Origin of the sequence: Alkaliphilus sp. B6464 (genome assembly GCF_018141165.1) — a bacterium.
Taxonomy (GTDB): domain Bacteria; phylum Bacillota; class Clostridia; order Peptostreptococcales; family Natronincolaceae; genus Alkaliphilus_B.
Window position 1 is genome coordinate 94,374 of the sequence record NZ_CP058558.1, and the last position, 20,800, is coordinate 115,173.

Annotated in this window: 26 protein-coding genes; 8 read left to right on the forward strand and 18 right to left on the reverse strand. The window is 28.1% G+C overall.

What is annotated here, in order from left to right; translation table 11 throughout:
• Window positions 1–76: 76 nt before the first annotated feature.
• From HYG84_RS18185 to HYG84_RS18210, 6 genes are all read right to left on the reverse strand, one after another.
• A complete protein-coding gene (locus HYG84_RS18185) occupies window positions 77–337 on the reverse strand; it encodes a hypothetical protein (protein ID WP_212383053.1) in 261 nt (86 codons plus the stop codon).
• Between the two features lie 486 nt (window positions 338–823).
• Window positions 824–1,021 (reverse strand): hypothetical protein, encoded by a 198-nt coding sequence (locus tag HYG84_RS18190; protein WP_212383055.1) that lies wholly within the window; start codon window positions 1,019–1,021, stop codon window positions 824–826.
• Window positions 1,022–1,051: 30 nt separating this feature from the next.
• Window positions 1,052–1,228, reverse strand: coding sequence for a hypothetical protein (locus HYG84_RS18195; RefSeq protein WP_212383057.1), 177 nt, complete (start codon window positions 1,226–1,228; stop codon window positions 1,052–1,054).
• A gap of 295 nt (window positions 1,229–1,523) precedes the next feature.
• Window positions 1,524–2,165 carry a hypothetical protein gene (locus tag HYG84_RS18200; RefSeq protein WP_212383059.1) on the reverse strand — a complete coding sequence of 214 codons (642 nt, stop codon included), beginning with the start codon at window positions 2,163–2,165 and terminating at the stop codon, window positions 1,524–1,526.
• A 104-nt stretch (window positions 2,166–2,269) separates the two neighbouring features.
• Window positions 2,270–3,052: a hypothetical protein gene (locus HYG84_RS18205; RefSeq protein ID WP_212383061.1), complete on the reverse strand. Its 783-nt coding sequence runs from the start codon at window positions 3,050–3,052 to the stop codon at window positions 2,270–2,272.
• A 305-nt stretch (window positions 3,053–3,357) separates the two neighbouring features.
• Complete coding sequence (locus HYG84_RS18210) at window positions 3,358–3,804, reverse strand: hypothetical protein (protein WP_212383063.1); 447 nt, start codon at window positions 3,802–3,804, stop codon at window positions 3,358–3,360.
• Between the two features lie 148 nt (window positions 3,805–3,952).
• Between HYG84_RS18210 and HYG84_RS18215 the strand changes: the two genes are divergently transcribed.
• Complete coding sequence (locus HYG84_RS18215) at window positions 3,953–4,207, forward strand: hypothetical protein (protein ID WP_212383065.1); 255 nt, start codon at window positions 3,953–3,955, stop codon at window positions 4,205–4,207.
• A gap of 56 nt (window positions 4,208–4,263) precedes the next feature.
• Here the strand turns inward: HYG84_RS18215 and HYG84_RS18220 are convergent, their stop codons facing one another.
• From HYG84_RS18220 to HYG84_RS18230, 3 genes are all read right to left on the reverse strand, one after another.
• Complete coding sequence (locus HYG84_RS18220; protein WP_212383067.1) at window positions 4,264–4,704, reverse strand: hypothetical protein; 441 nt, start codon at window positions 4,702–4,704, stop codon at window positions 4,264–4,266.
• A 260-nt stretch (window positions 4,705–4,964) separates the two neighbouring features.
• A complete protein-coding gene (locus HYG84_RS18225; RefSeq protein ID WP_212383069.1) occupies window positions 4,965–5,183 on the reverse strand; it encodes a hypothetical protein in 219 nt (72 codons plus the stop codon).
• An 87-nt stretch (window positions 5,184–5,270) separates the two neighbouring features.
• A complete protein-coding gene (locus tag HYG84_RS18230) occupies window positions 5,271–5,699 on the reverse strand; it encodes a hypothetical protein (RefSeq protein WP_212383070.1) in 429 nt (142 codons plus the stop codon).
• Between the two features lie 221 nt (window positions 5,700–5,920).
• On the opposite strand from HYG84_RS18230, the gene HYG84_RS18235 reads away from it, so the two are divergent.
• The gene (locus tag HYG84_RS18235; RefSeq protein WP_212383072.1) at window positions 5,921–6,562 is read left to right on the forward strand and encodes a zinc metallopeptidase; all 642 of its coding nucleotides are present in this window, start codon (window positions 5,921–5,923) and stop codon (window positions 6,560–6,562) included.
• 134 nt (window positions 6,563–6,696) lie between these two features.
• Window positions 6,697–7,068 (forward strand): DUF5658 family protein, encoded by a 372-nt coding sequence (locus tag HYG84_RS20915; RefSeq protein WP_442860817.1) that lies wholly within the window; start codon window positions 6,697–6,699, stop codon window positions 7,066–7,068.
• Between the two features lie 30 nt (window positions 7,069–7,098).
• On the opposite strand, the gene HYG84_RS18240 is transcribed toward HYG84_RS20915, so the two are convergent.
• From HYG84_RS18240 to HYG84_RS18270, 7 genes are all read right to left on the reverse strand, one after another.
• Window positions 7,099–7,299, reverse strand: a complete 201-nt coding sequence (locus HYG84_RS18240) for a hypothetical protein (RefSeq protein ID WP_212383074.1) — start codon at window positions 7,297–7,299, stop codon at window positions 7,099–7,101.
• 87 nt (window positions 7,300–7,386) lie between these two features.
• Complete coding sequence (locus tag HYG84_RS18245) at window positions 7,387–9,450, reverse strand: hypothetical protein (RefSeq protein WP_212383076.1); 2,064 nt, start codon at window positions 9,448–9,450, stop codon at window positions 7,387–7,389.
• Window positions 9,451–9,658: 208 nt separating this feature from the next.
• Window positions 9,659–10,003: a hypothetical protein gene (locus tag HYG84_RS18250; protein WP_212383078.1), complete on the reverse strand. Its 345-nt coding sequence runs from the start codon at window positions 10,001–10,003 to the stop codon at window positions 9,659–9,661.
• 84 nt (window positions 10,004–10,087) lie between these two features.
• Window positions 10,088–10,285, reverse strand: a complete 198-nt coding sequence (locus HYG84_RS18255; RefSeq protein ID WP_212383080.1) for a hypothetical protein — start codon at window positions 10,283–10,285, stop codon at window positions 10,088–10,090.
• Between the two features lie 71 nt (window positions 10,286–10,356).
• Window positions 10,357–10,509, reverse strand: coding sequence for a hypothetical protein (locus HYG84_RS18260; RefSeq protein ID WP_212383082.1), 153 nt, complete (start codon window positions 10,507–10,509; stop codon window positions 10,357–10,359).
• 3 nt (window positions 10,510–10,512) lie between these two features.
• The gene (locus HYG84_RS18265; protein ID WP_212383084.1) at window positions 10,513–10,959 is read right to left on the reverse strand and encodes a GTP pyrophosphokinase; all 447 of its coding nucleotides are present in this window, start codon (window positions 10,957–10,959) and stop codon (window positions 10,513–10,515) included.
• A gap of 367 nt (window positions 10,960–11,326) precedes the next feature.
• Entirely contained in the window at window positions 11,327–11,596 is a 270-nt protein-coding gene (locus HYG84_RS18270; protein WP_212383085.1) for a hypothetical protein, read from the reverse strand.
• A 176-nt stretch (window positions 11,597–11,772) separates the two neighbouring features.
• Between HYG84_RS18270 and HYG84_RS18275 the strand changes: the two genes are divergently transcribed.
• Both HYG84_RS18275 and HYG84_RS18280 read left to right on the forward strand, forming a co-directional pair.
• Window positions 11,773–12,705, forward strand: coding sequence for an HNH endonuclease (locus tag HYG84_RS18275; RefSeq protein ID WP_212383086.1), 933 nt, complete (start codon window positions 11,773–11,775; stop codon window positions 12,703–12,705).
• A 415-nt stretch (window positions 12,706–13,120) separates the two neighbouring features.
• Window positions 13,121–13,540, forward strand: a complete 420-nt coding sequence (locus tag HYG84_RS18280) for a JAB domain-containing protein (protein WP_212383087.1) — start codon at window positions 13,121–13,123, stop codon at window positions 13,538–13,540.
• Window positions 13,541–13,624: 84 nt separating this feature from the next.
• On the opposite strand, the gene HYG84_RS18285 is transcribed toward HYG84_RS18280, so the two are convergent.
• Window positions 13,625–15,046: a DNA sulfur modification protein DndB gene (locus tag HYG84_RS18285; protein WP_249168777.1), complete on the reverse strand. Its 1,422-nt coding sequence runs from the start codon at window positions 15,044–15,046 to the stop codon at window positions 13,625–13,627.
• 269 nt (window positions 15,047–15,315) lie between these two features.
• Between HYG84_RS18285 and HYG84_RS18290 the strand changes: the two genes are divergently transcribed.
• Window positions 15,316–16,401, forward strand: coding sequence for a tyrosine-type recombinase/integrase (locus HYG84_RS18290; RefSeq protein WP_212383088.1), 1,086 nt, complete (start codon window positions 15,316–15,318; stop codon window positions 16,399–16,401).
• A 125-nt stretch (window positions 16,402–16,526) separates the two neighbouring features.
• Entirely contained in the window at window positions 16,527–17,234 is a 708-nt protein-coding gene (locus HYG84_RS18295) for a dTMP kinase (RefSeq protein ID WP_212383089.1), read from the forward strand.
• 218 nt (window positions 17,235–17,452) lie between these two features.
• On the opposite strand, the gene HYG84_RS18300 is transcribed toward HYG84_RS18295, so the two are convergent.
• A complete protein-coding gene (locus HYG84_RS18300) occupies window positions 17,453–17,848 on the reverse strand; it encodes a hypothetical protein (protein ID WP_212383090.1) in 396 nt (131 codons plus the stop codon).
• Window positions 17,849–18,231: 383 nt separating this feature from the next.
• On the opposite strand from HYG84_RS18300, the gene HYG84_RS18305 reads away from it, so the two are divergent.
• Complete coding sequence (locus tag HYG84_RS18305) at window positions 18,232–20,733, forward strand: hypothetical protein (RefSeq protein WP_212383091.1); 2,502 nt, start codon at window positions 18,232–18,234, stop codon at window positions 20,731–20,733.
• The last annotated feature ends 67 nt before the right edge of the window (window positions 20,734–20,800 follow it).

Consider the following 20,800-nt stretch of genomic DNA (forward strand, 5'->3'; position numbering starts at 1 on the left):
GCAAATCAAATAAAATGTTTAATGCATTAATCAAGAAAAACTAAAAGACCCTAGATTAACTAAGGTCTTAGTCTTATTATGCTACTTGTAAAGAATATATAAAATCATCAAAACTTCTTCCCTTCTGTGCTAGGGCCAAGAATTCATTTTGTATTCTGAAAGGAACCTGTTTCTTGTCAAGTACCTCAAAATCAAATTTGATTATATCCCTAACTACTCTTTCTTCATATTCATCCGGTCTACAAAACACTAAGATCTTTTGAAAAAACCATAAGTTATATAAAGTCCTTTGAATTTCATCCGTTAAAATAAAACCATGTAATAATCTTGTTTTCATACGCCCATCTCCTTACACACATTTTTATTTATCATCATTTCTTTTTTCTTCTCTTTTAAAGCCTTTTTCATAACTGCAATGATATCATTAGATTCAACATCTGCATTTAAGTTTACAAAGTCTGATAATCCCTCAATAATATACTTTTTGACATTTCCTGCTCTACTAAAAACAAAGCATTACTTAACTGTTGAAACGCTTTTCTTTGGTGATCATTAAACTGTCTCAAGTGAAGTACCTCCTAAGTATTGATTAAATCCATAAATATGTACTTGATATACAATACAAAATGACTTCCAAATAAATCAAGAATACTTACCAATACTTTATTCTCAATCACCCTATTAGTTTTTTAATATCATTATAAGAGTAAAAACACCATCCCTTTGAATTTTTTGTGTTTTTAACATAACACCATTTCTGTTTTGAAAATTTAGGTATAATAAAATAAGACGCTCTGTTGTAGAGCGTCCTTAACATATTACTTTAACTTAATCGACTATACATGATATTCAATAAGTCTATATAATTTTTTAATTCTCCTTTTGTTAATTCAAGTCCTATTGAAGAACTTGGACTGCCTGATTGAGTAATATTTGTTAAATACAATGTATTATCCTCTTTATTTATAGACAATCTATGCTTAACAAATCCACTATCGAATTCGATTTTATCTATTTCCATTTTCAGCCCTTCTTTCATCAATGAACTACTTTATTTCTTTATTGTTTTATTGTTTTCATCAACCTTTTTCAAAAAACCACATTCGCAACTTATAATAATTATCTCATTCTCTAAAGAAACCTTTAACTTAGTATCCTTGTAACTACTTTTGCAATTAGGACACTTTTTATATTTGTTGACTACACTAGTAAAAGCCTTTCCATTCATTTTTCGTTTCTCCTCCTTCACCAGTTCAACAATTCAATCTTATATTAATTTGGCTACAACTTCTCCTATCCCATGGATATAGTCGCAACAAGACATAATATTAGGAAATTCTATATATATTCTCACTTCTCGATCCTCAAATATGATGGCTTATGCAGTTTCAATACTACCATCCTGTTCACTATCCGTATAAACTGCTCTATTTTCTTCAATAACAAACCCATAATCCTTTAACCGCTCAAACTCAATATGTTCTTTAATTTTAAGCCTCTGATTTATTGCAGAGACCCCACGATTACTGTAGATGGTTTTTAGGTTGTTTTTCTACATCATACATAGTGATAAACTTTTTGATTTTTTGTACTTCCTCTGATGTATAATTGGATTCTAACTGTCTAGTATATTGAACGGTTGACGCTACATACAGATTATTATCTTCAAGAACTGTTACTAAATTCTCTATCCTTCCCAAGTGATGAAGTTCGTCACAGCAGATTAGAATAGGAACATCAACTTTTCCTACTTTTGAATGTAGATCAGCAAATATGTCGTTCAATAATTCATAAGCAAGTTTCATCTTTTGAGCGGATTCTGCCGAAAGACTCAAGTATACAGATTTTCCAGTTAAAAGAAGTGATGTTATATCAGAGAAGTTTGGTTTATCCTCATGTAATCCAAAGACATGTATATCGTCTCTATCTACTATTACATCTTCATATCTTCTTTCGATATTTATATATAATTTTCCGCCTTCCCACACCTTGTAAAGTGGAATTAGTACCTTTGACGTTTTGCCGCTGCGAAGACATCCTTTGATAAATGGGTTTTCAAAACCTAAGTCTCTAGTGATTTCTAAATCAGTTCGTAAGAACTCTTTTATCCCCTTAAAGTCATATATTTCTTTAACTTCTTGCTCTTTATATAATTTTATTTTCATCCTTTATACCTCCTCTATTGTTTTGTATTTCTAACATAACACATGATTTGATAAATCTTTGAAATAATTGAAATATAAAAGACAGCCCAATGGCTGCCTCTTGTTTAAGCACTCTTTTTAATAAACTCTCTGTATTCTGGTGTATCTGATATCTGCAAACTTTCATCCCAATCAAAATTTGTAGCGGTGATAAATGTTTTATTCATTTTCTTAAGTCCAATAGGAAAAAGTCCAATAGAATGATGTCCTACATTACCCCAATTTTTACTTTGACAAAAATCATTAATTTTAATCCCATCATATCCTTGCTCTTTAGCCCATTTAAATACTTTTAAATGATTATATTCTGGATCTGTCAAATCTCCTTCGGAACCATTTGCGTAATCATAAATTCTAAGTTCTTTTTCATTTCTTACGGTCAATATATAAAGTCTACCTTTCAACTTATAGTCAGCAGGTAGTACAGTTAATTTACCTTCTATATAACTGGTTTTAATAGGGTAAACTCCATCTTTCGCTTTGTATCCTAAATCTTTCTCAATAAAGGCTTTCAATTCTCCTTTAGTAAAATAACAACTTTCTTTATCTTTGAACCAAGACCATGAAGAAGGTCTATTGCTATCTACAGAATGAATTTCTGCCCTATATCCCATCATCTCCGCAATCACAATATTTGTATTTTCTGGAGTTACAGCATTATCTAAAAAATATTCTATTTCTGGAATATAAGAAATAATACCTGCCTCTGGAATATAGTTTTGTGCTACTGCTGAAGTATATGCTGTCCAAAAAACTCCGTCATAACCTCCACCTCTAAGTTCACCTTCTATCTTTTCACATGTACCATGGAATAAAGTAATTTCTTTAATAAGTAACTCCCTATTCATCTATATCTCTCCTTTTTTAGATTCCTATGTTTTTATACTTAAACCTATTAAAATGTGGGAGTATCTTATTAATTTTCAATCTCTACTTTCAAGTAAAATAAAAATCAGGGTAATCCCTAATTGCAAGTATTTTTATGCAATTAGCAAAGTCTCAGATATATATTTAGCATGATTTCAACTGCATCTAATGAATCTGTATCTAAATCATTCATTAACGATGTCTCCTCTGTGATATCTTCAGGTATAATACATAATTTCAATGAAATTTAGAACAAGGCCTTCCGTAGAAAGCCTTGTTCTTGTGTTTAATATTCATATAAACTTTTTTCAACTTCTCCATAAAAATTCACTAATTCCTGAATTTTCTTTAATTTATCTATTTCATTTATATCTTCTCTTAAAATATTTTTAATGTAAGATATTTCGATATAAGGTTCATAGTTATCATAAGAAAGACTTATTTCCTTATCTATTTCTTCTTTCCCTTCTTCAGCAGGTCTATACATTCTTAATTGATCAGGAACATCAGAACAATTAGCACTTTTCCTGTTAAATGAAATTCCAAGTTTTTTAAGTTGGCTTTCTAAATAATCAAACTTACCATATGACGCTTCATTATCAACAAAAGTAATTACTTTTTCATCAGTTTCTCTTTCAGACCAATCATACTCATTAATTAAGTTCCTTACTACTAAATCGCTATCATAAAGATTTTGTGGTATATATAATTCTCCTCTACTGTAATCTGCCATAATAAAAATACCTCCTTATAGTAATTGTGCATATATCATATAAAAGCATAAATCATAAAATCAAATAAAATTTGAAATAAAGTCAACTTGACAGGGGTTGTGTATTTTCTGTATAAATAAATATATTCTAAACTTAGGAGGTTTTTACATGAATAATGTAGGTGCTAGTGCTATTCAAGATATCAAAATAGAGCGTGAAAATGGAGTTTATTTTAATGTTGTAATGTCATCAGCAGCGGGACATTATTTAGGCTCTGTATCCTATGAGGATGGATATTTTTCGCCAAATAGTCGTGATACTGGTTATTATCCTTCGGCAGATGCAGTAATTGTTGATTTTCCAGATGCAATTACTTTAGATCAAGCATTTGAGTGTGCAAAGAAAGATGGTTATATTAAATAATTCTAAGACTACCTGTGTTTCAGGTAGTCTTTCGTTTGAAATAACAATCCTTGCCCTTACTTAATTTCCAATACATAATAGCAATATAGTTTCATTTTTTCACTATTTTTCAGAGTTGAAAATTCTTTCATTTCCTGCATTAACTCCATAGATTCCATGCGTATCATAGTGCATATCTTCTCCAAATTTTCTTTTTCTTCTAATATTATTTCTTCTTTTAAATAGTAATTTAGAGCAAATAATAATACACTCAATTCAAAAGCGTGTATTTTAAGATTAAAAAAATCATTATCTTGCTTATCAAATACTTTTACTTTTTCATATAACAATTCATTAATAAAGTAGTCAGCCCAAGATACTTCTTTAAAATTTTTAATAAATTCTATTGTATAATATTTTCTAGAAGTTATCTTTAATGCTTTTATAATGGTTTCCTTTTCGTTTAATGTAAGAGGAATAACAATACAAGTTTTATCTAATAAAGTATCTTTAAACATAAAATGCCCCCTTTTGATATTTCCATTAATCAGTTTCTTTTAACATAACACATCTTTTAAATGTTTTATCTAAAAATAAAAAGAGACTTAATTTTAAGTCTCTTTTTTAAATCAATTATTTTCTGCAAAACACAAAGATCTATATAGGAATTCCTAGAGGAATATAATTTTTAAACCAATATTCTAGGATTATCAACATTAACAATTAAGCGATATCCATTTACATAATCATTTTCTCTTAGTGTATTTTCTCTATCCCACTATGAATAAACCCAATCATAACAGGTTTTGCCAAAACCATCAATTATTTGATTAGATAACGAATCTAAAAAATCATTCCATTCCTGTATAAAATAAATACTCTTACTATCAACTTTCATTCCAGACTTATCTTTTAGTGTCTGTGCAATCCTATTTGTTTCCTTACTTAAATTCTCATTATATTCTAAGATCCTAGTAAAACTTAATAAAATTTTCATGTAAATTCCTCCGTCACAATAAAATACATCTATTTTTATACAGAAAGAATTATGTATTTATTAATTAAAAATAGGCTTAGATGTCTATTAATTAATTTTTGTTTTTATCTCCTCTATAAATATATTTAGTTTATCTAAGTTATCAAGTTTTACGTATTCTTTGCTTTTAGCCTTGATATCTATTGTTTCACAAAGAATTATAGTCAATATATTTGTTAAGATTTTACTATCTGCATCTTTGCTTATATAAGGAGCGAAATAATATAATGCAAATAGCAAAACATTGACTTCTGTATAGTGAATCTCAACATCATATAAATCGAGTTCATCTTTCCCTATTTTTTGAAATTTATCTTTTAAAAGTTCAGAAATAATATAGTCGATACATAGAACATCCTTATTATGTTTATTAATACTTGTTTTGTAATGTGTATTAGATGTATAGTCTAAAGCCATAATTATTAATTCTTGCTCTCTTTTACTTATTGTCACCCAAATGGAAGAACTATTCTTCATTCTCCTACTCCTCCTCTTTAGAATATTAAATAATATATAAAATCCAGTGGCACTTTTATTATATCGAACTTATGTTCTATTGACAAGCGAAAAATGGAATATCACACCAAATAAATAATACCTGTTTGAAGTACACTAAAAAATAACTATTTAAAATTTGATATTAGCCTCTTTCTATGATAAAAGAATATATCTTTTGCAATATTGGAGGGAGGGATGATATGAGCATGATTTTTGTTATAGTAAGTATATGCATTATGTCAATAGTCACATTTACTATTATAAATTCTTATTTTAATAAGATAGAAACAAATATTAATTTGCAAGATATTTTGCAATCATTGTTCTTAGAAAGAAATTTAGATGTGAAATTATTAATTAAAGAAAAGACTAGACCTTATTATGACTGTGGATCAAAAGAAATGATGATATCTAAAGGAAACACAGTTAAAAACATTGCAGAGGGTTTTCACGAACTTGGCCATGCAATAGATGATCATAATACCAAAGACCAAGGACTTTATTCTAATTTATCATATCTTATTATGAAATACAGTATTACAATGGCTCTTATTCTATATTACATGCAACCTATGTTTGTAGAAAATAAACTACTTCCCTGCGTAGTTTTTGCTTTTTGTGGAATATCTATATTCTTTTTTAGTGTTTTATTAAAAGAAGAAATAGTGGCCACGAAGTATGCCCTAAAAATTTTAAGTGATACAAAAATATTAAATGGTCGATTATTTAGGAACACACAGACCTGCTTATATAACGCATTAACTACTTATATGGTATTACTTTTGATATCCATAATTATTACAGTATATCAATTAATATATGTATATGGATTGTTTAATTAATAGATGCAACTAAAAGTTATATTTTCTTTACTTGAAATAATAATTCAATTTACTTTATGATCAATTATAGTATTCTATGGTATTAAATCCTTTTGCTTTATTTAAAGATTTATATGATATAAGGAGGCTTTTCATTGTCAAATCAATGGTTTAATAATTATAAAACAAATAAATTTACACATCTTTTAAATGTCTTTAAAAACCCTATATATTCAATCCACAGTTCAATAGTAGTTTTATATACTCTTAATGTCTTAGATCTGATATTCACATATAATGGCCTTAAAAAGCAATATTTGATAGAGAGTAATCCTATAATGAACAGAATATATCAATATAACCCTTTTCTCTTTGTATTGTGTAAACTACTAGGTGTACTCTTATGTATTTATCCAATTAATCTCCTATATAAGAAGAAAAAATGGGTTGCAAACTCAGTCCTTGGATTAAATATAATTTATGTCTATATATTTATTCTGCATATATATATTCTTATATCAATATAAAAACGCATGATAAACATGCGTTTTTATTTTCTATTTAAATAATTTATTAATATTACTTGATACTTTATTAGCATTTTTAGTTGCAGTTTTTCTAGCCAACCTTTTTGCTATATGTGACGGATCTCCTGTTTGAATTGATTTACCTAAGTTTTCTAAATCATTCATAGTACTAGCAGCCTTACCAACAGTTCTTGTTAGATCATATAATACTTTTGAGGTTTTTTTAGCCATATCAAATCCTCCTTTGAAATTAATATAGATATTATAAAAAATAAGAACACATAATCAAGTTAGCAACTCAACTATGTGTTCTTATTTTTATGTTTTCTTTATATATATTTCCTTAAAATAATCAATAATATATTTATTTCTGATTTCATCAATAGTGTAATAAATATCTGTTCCGTACCTTTTATCTTTATATCTTTTTATTGTTCTTTTTTCTCCTATATCAATCCCATGTTTAAATAATAGAAGTTTTTCGGTTGGTGATAGTCCTTCATATTCCTCCTTATATACAAACTCGTTATATTCTTCCTCTATTCCTGAAAAATAATCAGATATAAGTGCAAATTCATGAGGACATTCTGCTTGAAGTTTTCTAACTATCTTTTTTCCATGACTCTTGTTAAGAAAAAGATTTGCCTTTCTTCCATCATTATAAGAACCATAAAAATCGTCTCCTCTGAAAGATAAGTTAAAAAACATTCTTAGTTCTTCTTCTTTTGAAAAATCAAAAAGATTAATTGCTTCATCAAGATATTTATCCAAATATTCCTTATGATTATGAAATGATCCACTATGTCCAGTTGTATTTGTAATATTTTTAAAGAAATCATAACCTTCTTTGTATAGAAAATCTATTTCATCAATAGTTATGTGATCTTGGCAAAACTTGTGCAATATTAGTTTGTATATTGCTTGATGCGTTATAGAATCGCTATAAATCCAACGAGACTTTTCTATAGTTCTTGAATTCTCTAGCAATCCCTTGTCAAGTTTCAAACTTAAATGAAAGTTAATATATTCTTTTATAAGCGAAGTATGTTTTTTATCTACGTGTATAGTAAATTCATGCCTTTCTAGCCAATGTCCATTATAATAAAAAATTGTATTATTAAGTTTATTAAATAAAACAGTGAAGTATTCTAGTATTGTTAATTCACCTTCATTTTTTCTATTAGATGAAGATGATACTATCCAACCATCCTTTTCTTTATCATAAGTTACTGCAAGATATCTATTATCTAAATCAACTTCTGTAAATTCAATTGTTTCTTTTAATAATTCAGATACATTTGCTCCTCTATATTTTTCTATAATCCAATAATTTTCTTCCATTAATTCAATATACGACTGCTTATATTTTTCAGGAACTAACCCTTCATATACCATTAATTTAAATTGCTTTAATTCCATATCTGAAACTCCGTCAATTGACTTAAACCAATTAATTAGATATTCGGCTAATTGTTGTTTTGTTCCATTAGGTATAAGTAAGTTTATGTCTATATTTTTTGGTGTCATAATTGATATAACTCCGCTTGTAGTATTATTAATTGCTTTATTTAAAATATGCATCATATTTACATTAGGATTTTTATACTCAAGGTTCTCTACAAAACATTCCCATGGCCAATGATTTAGGGTTTCAAAAGTACATCTTTTGATTCCCTGCCTTAAAATCTTTTTCCTATCAGCAGGATAATACATTTTTAAATTATAAATTACACTTAATAATTCACCTTTTCTAAGTTTAGAAAGTGTAATATCTAAATGCCTCAACTCCTGCTTCATAAGTGCTGTTTGTTCTTCAGTTAATATAAGTTCATTTTTTTGTATATTTTCTTCATCATTCTCTAATTCACTAACTTTTCTCTGTTCAAGCAATAGTAATGTTTCTTTTCTTGCATTATTAACTTTATCAATAAAAAGATTAATCTCTTGACGAAGATTATTGTCTCTAATTTTGGCCTCTCTAACTTTTTCAATTAAATCTTTTAAACCTGATAAAGCATGTAATTGCCATTCAAATTGCAAGTTGTCTCTCTGCATTACTATATCATCTACATATTTTATAAAGTCTAGAACATTCTTCATGAAATCTTCTGTGTGATGAACTGGAATGTTAGTTTTTTCATTTATCAATTCCATTTCTAATGCTTTTGCAAAATAAATCATTTTTGCCCTTTTATTATTTAATTTTAGTAAAATTGTATATAAGTTAAACTGCCTCTCTAAGTTGAAATATCTATAATATAATTCCGACCAAACTTCCTTATGATTATTTGGATTTACTGGCATATTTGCTATTGCTAAAAATTCCAGTGCATTTAAAGGCAACCCTGAATATTTAGTAAAATTCCTTTTTAATTCTGACATAATATCCCTCCACTATCTATTAGTTTATCACATATATTATTGATAAAGATACAGTATGTTTTCAATTATTAATATTGAATATGACTTCTTCCCTTAACATAACACATAAAAAAACGGCATATATAATGCCGTTAATCTATTACACATAAATCTTGCTATGTTCATTAATTAACTTGTTCCTTCCTTAGTTAAATAGTGAACTTATAATTTAAAAGGCTGCTTCTCCAACACATTCTATACATTTTACATCACTTTTAGGTATAACAGCATCTTTAATTAATATAAATTTAGCGTCCTTTAAAAATCTTTCTTTAGCACCACTTCCCAAATAGTGCTTTAATTCCTTAAACTTCTTCTCTTTAGCCTCTGCTGTAAGTTCATCTAAAATATAACCTTCTGAGGCTACATAATGTAATTCTCCGCATTGTTCACAATTTAAATCCACATATTCTATATTGCTATTGTTTATTTTATATAGTTTTGTAAAACTTACTTCTTGAATTTGTACTTCACCACATTTTGTACACCTAAATTTTCTTTCTATACTAAACATATTTATCATCCTTTCTATTCTATGGATTTTAATAGATGGAACTGTATCTAATACTTGTAAGAAGACTTACTGTAAGTCTTTAATTTATTTGCGATGGTATGTCGTTTCAACATAATCATTAATATCAATATCTGAACAATTAATCTGCATCTTACATTTTTCATTTATACATTTAAACATTGATAGCACATGATAACCCCAATAATCATTTATAGGAATTTCCTCTATTTTCGAACCACAATTTATACATTTGTGAGTTGTATACACATCATTTATAGCCAATTTAGATTGCCTCCTACGTCGCAATATTTTCAATATGTGACATCTATTTTACTCCCTTATGATTCACATTTTTACATAGAAACAATATCACTCTTTTGATGATCACAAGCACGACAATGACCTATGGTTAGATGAAGAACCCCATCTTTACATTTGGGGCATTTCTTTAAATTAAATTCTTCACCTATCTGTCTTATTGGTTCTACAATATCAAGTTTTTTCACAAACTAAATAGTTCTCTCATTCTCTTGGTCATCCATCTTCAATATTTTTAAAGCCTTTTCATATTTTTTAACCCGGTCATAATCCTTTTTTGTAGGATTGCTAATTCTTGTTAGATCCATGTTGTTTTCAATATCTGCCATTTTTACTAATTTAGATACTGGATGCTGTGCAGCCCTTCTTACAAACTCCATATAAGTTTCATTTTTCTTTCTGGTTAAATAATCTAATGGAATTAATATGTCATCTCCAAATCCTAAATTTTTTAAATCTTCAGGAGTAATGCTCGTATCTTCAATAATATCATGAAGCACAGCAACAATCTTACTTCTATCATCAGGCATTTTTAACATAATACTAAGTGGATGTAAGATGTAAAGATTTCCCCCTTTGTCTATTTGCCCTGCATGAGCCTTAGTTGCTATAATAATTGCTTGTTCTAATAAATTCATATATATCCTCCTCAAATTCATTATTTTTACTTCACTAACTACATTTAATATAAATCTTTCCCTTTGAGATTATTTAGTATTGACACTTTAAACATAACATACCTTCATGTTTTTAAATAAGATATCCTTAAAAAGATATCTGTATTTTATTAGTGTCGGTTTTAAATAGAGTTAGACCGCTTTTCTAACTTTAATAAAGGTAAAAAACATTATGTTTTAAAAGTAATCTTTTTGCACCTTTTCTCAAATTGCAAAAGGATTGCCTTTTAAAGAGCAAATTTTTGCATCTTTTAATCAAAATCTATAATTAATATTCAAAGTATATTTTCAAACATAAAAAAAGAGGGAGATACTCCCTCAATAGTTATTAATAAATTGATATATTCCCAATTAATTCTGGATGCCTTGAATTGATATGATAAAGAACTTGGACAATGTTATTTTTATCAATCTTTAATTCATCATAGATATTGTTCATCTTAATTCTTTCAACAACCTGTCCTCGTTTATCCATTACCTCACCTACTGTGCTTCCCCTATTAAAAAGGATATACCTAAGAGGCTCCTTTGTATTAATTTCTTTCAATAATAATTCAATGTTCAGTCTAAACTCCTGATTTGTTTGAATAATTTTCATACATATCCCTCCTATTCTTTTTAAAAATCATAATAAATGACTTTTTTATATTTCAAGTTTTTATTTTGTTTACATAATTTATTTATGTAAACCATTTTTAAATAAGTTGTCTTAAAAATTTGAACTTTTCCCTTCAATAAGTATAATGACTTAAAACTTTATGGAGGAGGTTTTCTATGAAAGTATATTTTTTAAATAAACCTGTATTAGATGTTTCACATGATGAAATGGCTAATTTGTTATTACTGGGTATCATTGTATATTTAGATAACGAGGAACATTATGTTCTTAATAAGGATAGTTCTGAAATTGCGTACCTTTTTAATTCTAAAATTAAAAATTTTAAAAAGTTTACATATTTAGAACATATAAATAACAATCGCTTTACTTGTGAAGATTGTGGAAAACCATACTCTTTTCATGTTAGACCTTATACAGATGATAATGGATCTATTAATTTTAAGAAAATTATAAATGTGTGCAAAAATTGTCGAACTAAATTACTCGAAAAAAAAGATATATTAGTTCCACAATTTAAAAAAAGAATCAATTGGGCGGAGGAAAAACAAAAGATTAGATTTCAGATAAAAAACAATAATGTTAATGATACCAATGAGTTTTTAAAACTTAGTATTAAGATCATTAAATTGGAGAGATTTATTAAACTTGTGCTCCCCCCTTTACCTGTTGACTGCAAAGAAAATTTATATGACATGGTACTTAATGGCTACGAAGAAGTTATTAAAAGTATTCTCGGAACTGATATTTCTTTAGAATCTTATATACATAGAAAGATTGTTAGAAACTTTCTTTATGTAGAATCTAATGGAAGATGCCCTGTTTGTGGAGGAAAAATTCCTCAAGATAAATTTACAATTGACCATATTATTGCCAAAGATCTAGGAGGCAAAAATGAAATGAATAATTTTATTGGTATGTGTTATAACTGCAACCAAAATAAAGGAAATATGAGTATATTAGAATTTTTATGTTCTGTTGAACTTAACAAGATGCCTATAAGAATCTTAAAAGAGGCTTATGGGCAGCAACATGAAATGAATAAATTATTAGAACAACTAATTGAACAAAGAGAACAATTAATTAGTTAATTAACAAGGGATGGGATTTCCTATCTCTTTTTTTATACAAAAAACTGAGAAGTTTTCTCCCTATTGTATTATTTTAGTTTTACTCTTACATAATCCAATCTGAATTTTTTATCTCCTATTAACTAATGTGACTGCACGATTGTCGTATTCAAGATCTGATGCTAAGTTTTCAACTCCACTATTTTAAGTTTAAGTAATAGAATTTTTGTTATGATTGTATTTTGTGTAGTTTGACTATTAATTTGAAATTTGCTTTAAAATCAATATATGCTATTAGACATTTATCAAAACACAAGATATAGTGTTTTTTTGAAAAAATTTACTATTTTATATTGACTAAAGGAGAAAATACGTGTTATACTAAAAATACATTAAAAGTACACTATTGATTTCTAAAGAAAGGAGGGAAAGTGATATGCTTAAATATATTGATAAAATCATAGGTCATGAATCAGTAAAGTCAATTAGGAATGGTGAAACTGAAAAATTATTTGCTTATTATCTCAAAAAAAATAGTGATCAGGTTGGCGATTATGAATTAATTGGGTCAATTCAATTTGGTGAAGGTGATAAAAACAGAATTTTTGCCGAAAGTATCTCTTACAATGCATTTAAAGATGCTTATAAAGAACTGAACGCTGATGCAGTTGCTATATTACATAATCATCCTAAAAGACTTATAGCAATGAAACTTTCGCCTTCTGAAGATGATATAGATTGTACTTTTACATTTGCCAACTTCTGTGTAGTCCATAAAATGAATTTTATAGATCATATTGTTGTAGATTATAAAAACTATTTCAGTTTTGTTGAAAATAACCTAATTGAAATATAATATCTCCAGTATTAAAATACCTTATATAAAATAACAAACCTCCTATTCATTAATAGGAGGTTTTGTTGTTAAATAATAAATGCTTTATTCTTTATCTGCTGCTATTTCATTTTTTACAAATAACTGTTCAGTCGTTAATGCTCTTTCAAATTCTTCTGCTGCTTTATTAATCATATAGTTTCTGGACTGCTTATTATTAATGATACCAAATCCATGATTTGCATTATTAACTTTACCACCAGTATGCTTAGTTACCTGTCCAAACCATATCTTGGAGCCTTTAAACAAATCTAGTTCTTTAATTAAAAGAATCTTTTCTTTCCAGTTTTCCATGCCTTTAAGTATTTTACTTATAGAAACATAACCATAGAACATGAAATTCTCCCCAATAAAAGATGTTTCTTTGCTTTCAATTCTTTTATCATAATCATGTAACTCATCAATTTCATCAATTAATTCATCAAAAAATTGACAGAGGTATTTGGCAAGTTCTTTTGCCTGCTTTTTAGTACCAATTTTATATGTCTCCTCGATGGCATTTACAAGAGTGGCAAATGTAACAATATGTTTAGTATCTTTTTTCGATATACTATTGCTTACTATTTCTACCCTGTCTGCTAAATCACTATTATTCATCAATTCTCGAACGACTATATTTGAGTAATCAGTAGCGTTAAAGTACTCTGATCTACTTCTGCTAATTTTTAATCCTAATGAGAACTGATGGAATTGCTGCTGTGCAGTTTTTTCATCATAATGGGTGATTTTAAGAGGGAAAATGATCTTAGATAGGTCAAATGAAGTATCTTTTAAATCATTCGACATTTTGATCATATGCAATGCTCTTGTTCTGTGTTGTCCATCTGCAAGATCTGTTTCTCCTTCATAAATAATCAAGTCGCCATTTTTGTATTCAAAATATTCCTCTCCGTTTTCTAGGAGATTAAGTGTGATCATATCTGTAAAATAATTTCCCATTAATATTTTATCTCTAATTTTTTTAACATTGGCCAAACTAAATACTGGAACTTTTATTTCTTCATCTCTATTTACTTTTAGTTTTACACCTCTCTGTATCCTCGGATTATAACCGATTTTCTTATCTATCCAAAATTCTACCAAGTCTTTTCCTGTGATATATGTTAAATATTCTTTTTCACCAATCTGCATAACCTCGTTAAGCAGAATCTTGGGTTCTAATTTCAATGCTATATCCTCTTCTTGTTTTTGGATTTCATAAGAGTTGTTTTTCACTTTTTCACCTGTCTTATTTCCTGTACTTACTATGCTATCTTTTTTGTTTTTATTATCCTTAATATTGTCGGTTATGCTTTGTTCTGTTAAAAAGTATGTTTTCTTTCTTCCCGCTTTAACTGATTTAATTACATCGCAATCATCAATCATTTTAATTAATTTTTTCGCACTATTACCTTCTGATATTCCTGCAATTTCAATAATGTCTTTTCTTCCTAGCGTAATACCCTCTACTCCATTATTTGTTCTCAAATAATCAATAACTAATTGTAGTCGCTCCCCTTGAATTTTACTATAATTAGTAATTTTAATCTCCTCCCTTTTTTAACAGTAATTTCAACCCTCCTTGCTAAATTTGTTATAATGTGTATGCTAAGATGTGTCCATTAAAATGCAAAAATATAACTTGTTAATTCAATAATACCTTATAAACTTTTATATTTCAATATTTTGGAATAAGTTCTATGATATAATATACTTATTAATTACAAAATAATTTTAAAAGGTGGTGACATTTAATAGTGGATGCTTTAGAGAAAAAAAAGAAAGAAAAAAAGTTAAAAGATGATCTTAAGATAATGCCTAAACCTGTTAAGGATTTTTTTAGGAGAATATCTGGCACATCCATCAGAACTAGAACTTCATATTACTATGATCTAAAATTATTTTTTGAATTTTTAATTGAATTTGTAGATGAGTTTGAAGGCGTTACACTTTCATCTTTTTCATATAATGAATTAAATAAAATCAATCTGGAACACATTGATGAATTTAAGGAGTACATAACTTATTATGAAACTCAAATTAAGGCCTCAAACGGTGCAAATTATGAAATAACTAGGCAAAATAGCGAATGGGGAATTAACAGGAAGTTTGCTGCATTAAGATCTTTATTTTCAAATCTTTACGAAATATCTTTAACAAAAGATGAGAATGATGACAATAGGTTAAAAAAGAATTTTGCCAGACTTATTAAACTAGAGGATACTAATGTTAAAGAAAAATACAGAATGAGTATAGAGCAGATTAAAGAATTTTTAGATGTAATTGAAGCGGGTGAAGGAAAAGAAGGGAAATTAACTAATAATCAAAAGAAAATTATTAAAAATAATTATTTAAAGAGAAATCTTTGTATCATATCTATTCTTGCTGAAACTGGTATTCGTATAAGTGAACTTGTGGGAATTGATTTTCAGCATATTTACTTTGATGAAAAAATGATAAAAGTAACACGAAAAGGTGGAGATGAAGAATTTGTTTACTATGATTTTTCAGAAGAATACATTATGGAATACTATGAGGAAAGAAAATTAATAGAGCCTAAAAAGAATCATGAAAACGCATTTTTCTTATCAAGTTACAAGTCAAGAATTACTGATAGAGGAGTACAAAAAATGATAGAAAAATATGCTCAATTATTTACCCATCATACGATCTCTCCTCATACATTTAGAAGGTCATTCGCTACAAATTTATATGAAATTACAGGAGATGTATATCTTGTGGCCTCACTAATAGGCGATACTGTTGAGGTCGCAGCAAAACACTATACTAAACAAAATGAGAAAAGAAAAAGAGATGCTATTAAAGGTTATTTGGCAGAATAAAAGACAGGGTTTATCCTGTCTTTTATTTTTGTCCTTTTATATGTTATATTCAATATGAAAATGATTTGATTCTTATATTCATTCAACTATATCATATCTTCATAAATAAATAAGGAGGAATTTATATGGCCACTAATCAAGGTTTAATATTTTGTTTTGAAGGGCTTGATGCAAGTGGAAAGCAAACTCAAGTTCAAAAAATTTTTAATAGATTAAAAGAGGAAGGTCATGATGTAATTAGGATATCATTTCCTCATTATGAGTCAGAAGGTTCTGCCCTTGTTAAAATGTATCTCGATGGGAAGATTGGACAGGATCCTGAAAAAATAAATCCATATGCAGTATCAACTTTTTATGCTAATGACAGATTTATTTCATTTGAAAAGGAATATAGAAAATTTTATGAAAATGGCGGAATTATACTTTGTGACAGGTACACTACATCTAATATGCTCTTTCAGGCATCTAAAATTACTGATTTGAAAGAAAAAGATGTATATTTAGATTGGCTATGGGATTTAGAGTTTAACAAATTTAAATTGCCTGTACCAGATAAAGTGCTGTTTTTAGATGTTCCACCAGAAGTTAGTATAAAATTGATGGAAAACAGACCCAATAAATATTCAGGTAACAAAAAGAAGGATATTCATGAAAGCAATAAAAAATTTTTAAAATCAGCATATGATAACGCTATGTATATTGTGAATAAATACGATTGGCATAAAGTTAGATGTGTTAAAAATGACATTCTTAGAAGCATTGAAGATATTCATAATGATATTTATGGACTTATAAAAAAATCAATAAAAGAAAATGATTTTGGGAATTATTAACAATACATGCGAATTGCGTTTTTTAGATAAAGAGAGAAAAATTAAAAATAATAAAATCAGAGGTGCTTAAACACCTCTTTTCTAATTCTATATACAAATCATATTCATCACCATTTAATAAATCTATATCTTGAGGCATCCTAAACAACCCATATAATGTATCCTCTATACTTATTGTGTACCTAGTAAGAGTTGTTATAGATATAAAGTTATCCTTTCTATTCTTGATTTATTAATAATGCAAGAGCCTTGTCATCAAAGCCTATGGCAAAACCGTTAGATGCAATTCTCCAGCCTGAATCTTTAAGAAACTGCTCTAATTCTGCATCCTCTAAATTAGTTAAATTATCAACATCTGCCTCTGTAAACCCATCTGCAAACCCATCAATCCCCTCAATATCACCTAAAATACTTCCTGCTAATGCTGCCCAATCAGTTGAACCCCCAAGCCTAACATCTTCATAGTAATTAAACCAGTATTCATTTTCGATAACAGAAAGTGCTTTTGATATATCAAAGTTAAATAATTCAATTAAACCAGTAACCATTTCTATACAATAATTATCTATTGCTTCCTCTACCCTATTATGAAAATTTATATTTATATTTTGCATTTAAATCCTCCTATTATTATAAATCCTACTATATTTACATCTTCTTTATACTCAAACATACTACTTATTATCAAGTAATATTAATAAAAACACCTATAGTTTAAGGTCTCTCATAGTTAAAATGACTTACTCAACTTGTTTATGTTGTTTTTATATTATTAATTATTCGATTTAACATAACTTCTAAATTATATATCCTTTTAACTTACCCATTACATAATAATTAATATATGCTTAAAAACTTTAATTCCTTTTCCCTACTCAGCACTCTGCAAAACTAGATAAATACATTGTCTTTAAAACCAATTATCAAAACTTGATTCCACATCTAAACTTTTTATAATCTATATACGTTTAAATAACTTTAAAGGAGGCAGAATAATATGTTTAATTTATTTCATAAAACAAAAAAGAAATGGCTGAATCTCATGGAAATCATAGTTATGATTGTAGTTCTTGCTTTATTAGTTGGTTTGGCAATTCCTAAACTTGCTAATATCACCAAAGATGCTAGTGTCACAGCATTATATAGAGATATTGACACACTTGAAAAAGCAGTTGAGATGTATTATGTACAAAATGATAAATACCCTGTACTAGAGAAATTGGATTTAACCGAAACAAATCCACAACTATTAGCGTCTATACAGTCTACTGGAGATACTGGTAAGACTTTATATAGATTAGACTTAGATGAAATTAGAGAATACCATACACGACTTAAATATGGACAAGAAACGGAAGATAAATATTTTATCTACAGTGTAGAGTCAAATAGAGTCTACTATACTAAAGGGCTTACAAATAGTGATGGTGAAATCATTTATGGATTTACCTCAATACCTGTTAGGAATATTTCTCTAGGTGGCACGATGCTTACTAAATCTAAACCCGTAAATATAGTTGCTAATACATATACGCTAAAAGGAGAAACTGTTCAGGCAGAATCGGTTGCAATAACGCTTAATGGTGAAGAAGTTCCTGTAACATATGAAAATATTGAATTTGCTAGTTATATGAAAAATATTTATGCTGCTGACACTTACACAAAAGTATTTAAAGCACAACTTACGTTTGAGCCTAATAAAAAATATAATCTTGTTGTAAGAACTTCAGCAGGTGATGAAAAATATACTATTCAATCTAGCGGATCAGGGAACAGTAATGAAACCAGTTATTCTTATTTTAACAATGCTACACAAAGATTTAAAAACTTCGTCTATACATGGAGTAATAAAACTGCTGCAAATCCTTACACTATCTCCAATGGTGCTTCAGTAGAAATCCCATTCATAGGTACTGGTGCAGATGTTGAAATGTATGTGTCAAGCAAAGGTTCTACTCGAGTAGATGTTTATGTAGATGGTGTCCAACATCCAAGTATAAACTTATCTCAAGAAACTAAAGGATATCAATATATTGATATTGCTAAAAATCTACCGCATGGAGAACATGTTATTAAATTAGTTAATAAAACCGTTAGAGAACTAAATATTCATAATATTAGAGTCCATAATGATAATGATTCAGTAATAACTCCTGATTTATCTGGAACAATTGAAAATCATGCTAATACTTTATATTTAAATAGCGTATTTGGTATGCAAAAGTATATTATATATAGGAGTAAAAATCCAAATATAGATATTAATAATGCTTATGCATATGATATTATTGAAACAACAAAAACAACTACAAGTTCTAATGTAGAATACGTGGCTGCAAAGCATATAAAATATACTGACATCACTCACGATAATGAGCCTTATTATTATAGGGTTATGGGCATAGATAGCGGTGGATACCGTTGGATTTCTAATGAAATCAAGATAAATACTACAAATGTTATTACTCATAATAATTTAATTGCAAATAATAGACTAACGTTTAAAAATTTCGTCTATACATGGGGTAATAAGACTGCTGCAAATCCTTATACTACCTCCAATGGTGCTTCAGTAGAAATCCCATTCATAGGTACTGGTGCAGATGTTGAAATGTATGTGTCAAGCAAAGGTTCTACTCGGGTAGATGTTTATGTAGATGGTGTCCAACATCCAAGTATAAACTTATCTCAAGAAACTAAAGGATATCAATATATTAACATTGTTAGAAATCTACCGCATGGGGAGCATGTAATTAAATTAGTTAATAAAACTACTAGGGAACTAAACATTCGTAATGTAAGAACATATACTACTTATACGCCAGTGAATAGCCTTAATTTAACAACTAGTATTGAAAATCATGCTAACACCTTATATATCAACAATGCTTTTGGATTTGAAAAATATTTAATATATAGGAGCAAAGATAGTAACATGAACACTTCTATAATAGCACCCTATGATACTATCTATAATACTAAAACAACGACTAATGCTAATATCTTATATGCTGCAACAGAGTATATAAAATATACTGACTTGACGCATGATATGGAGCCTTATTACTACAAAGTTATCGCATTAGATTCAGCAGGGAATAAATACATTTCAAATGAAGTATCAATAATTCATCCAAGTATCATTGTTCATAATAATTTAATTACAAATAATAGACTAACGTTTAAAAACTTTATCTATTCATGGAGTAATAAGACTGCTGCAAATCCTTATACTACCTCCAATGGTGCTTCAGTAGAAATCCCATTCATAGGTACTGGTGCAGATGTTGAAATGCATGTGTCAAGCAAAGGTTCTACTCGAGTAGATGTTTATGTAGATGGTGTCCAACATCCAAGTATAAACTTATCTCAAGAAACTAAAGGATATCAATATATTAATATTGCTAAAAATCTACCACATGGGGAGCATGTAATTAAATTAGTTAATAAAACTGCTAGGGAACTAAACATTCGTAATGTAAAAACATATACTAATTAAAACAATTAAGGCATCTCGATTTGAGATGTCTTTTTTGTTCAATAAAAATACCCATAATATCCTCTGT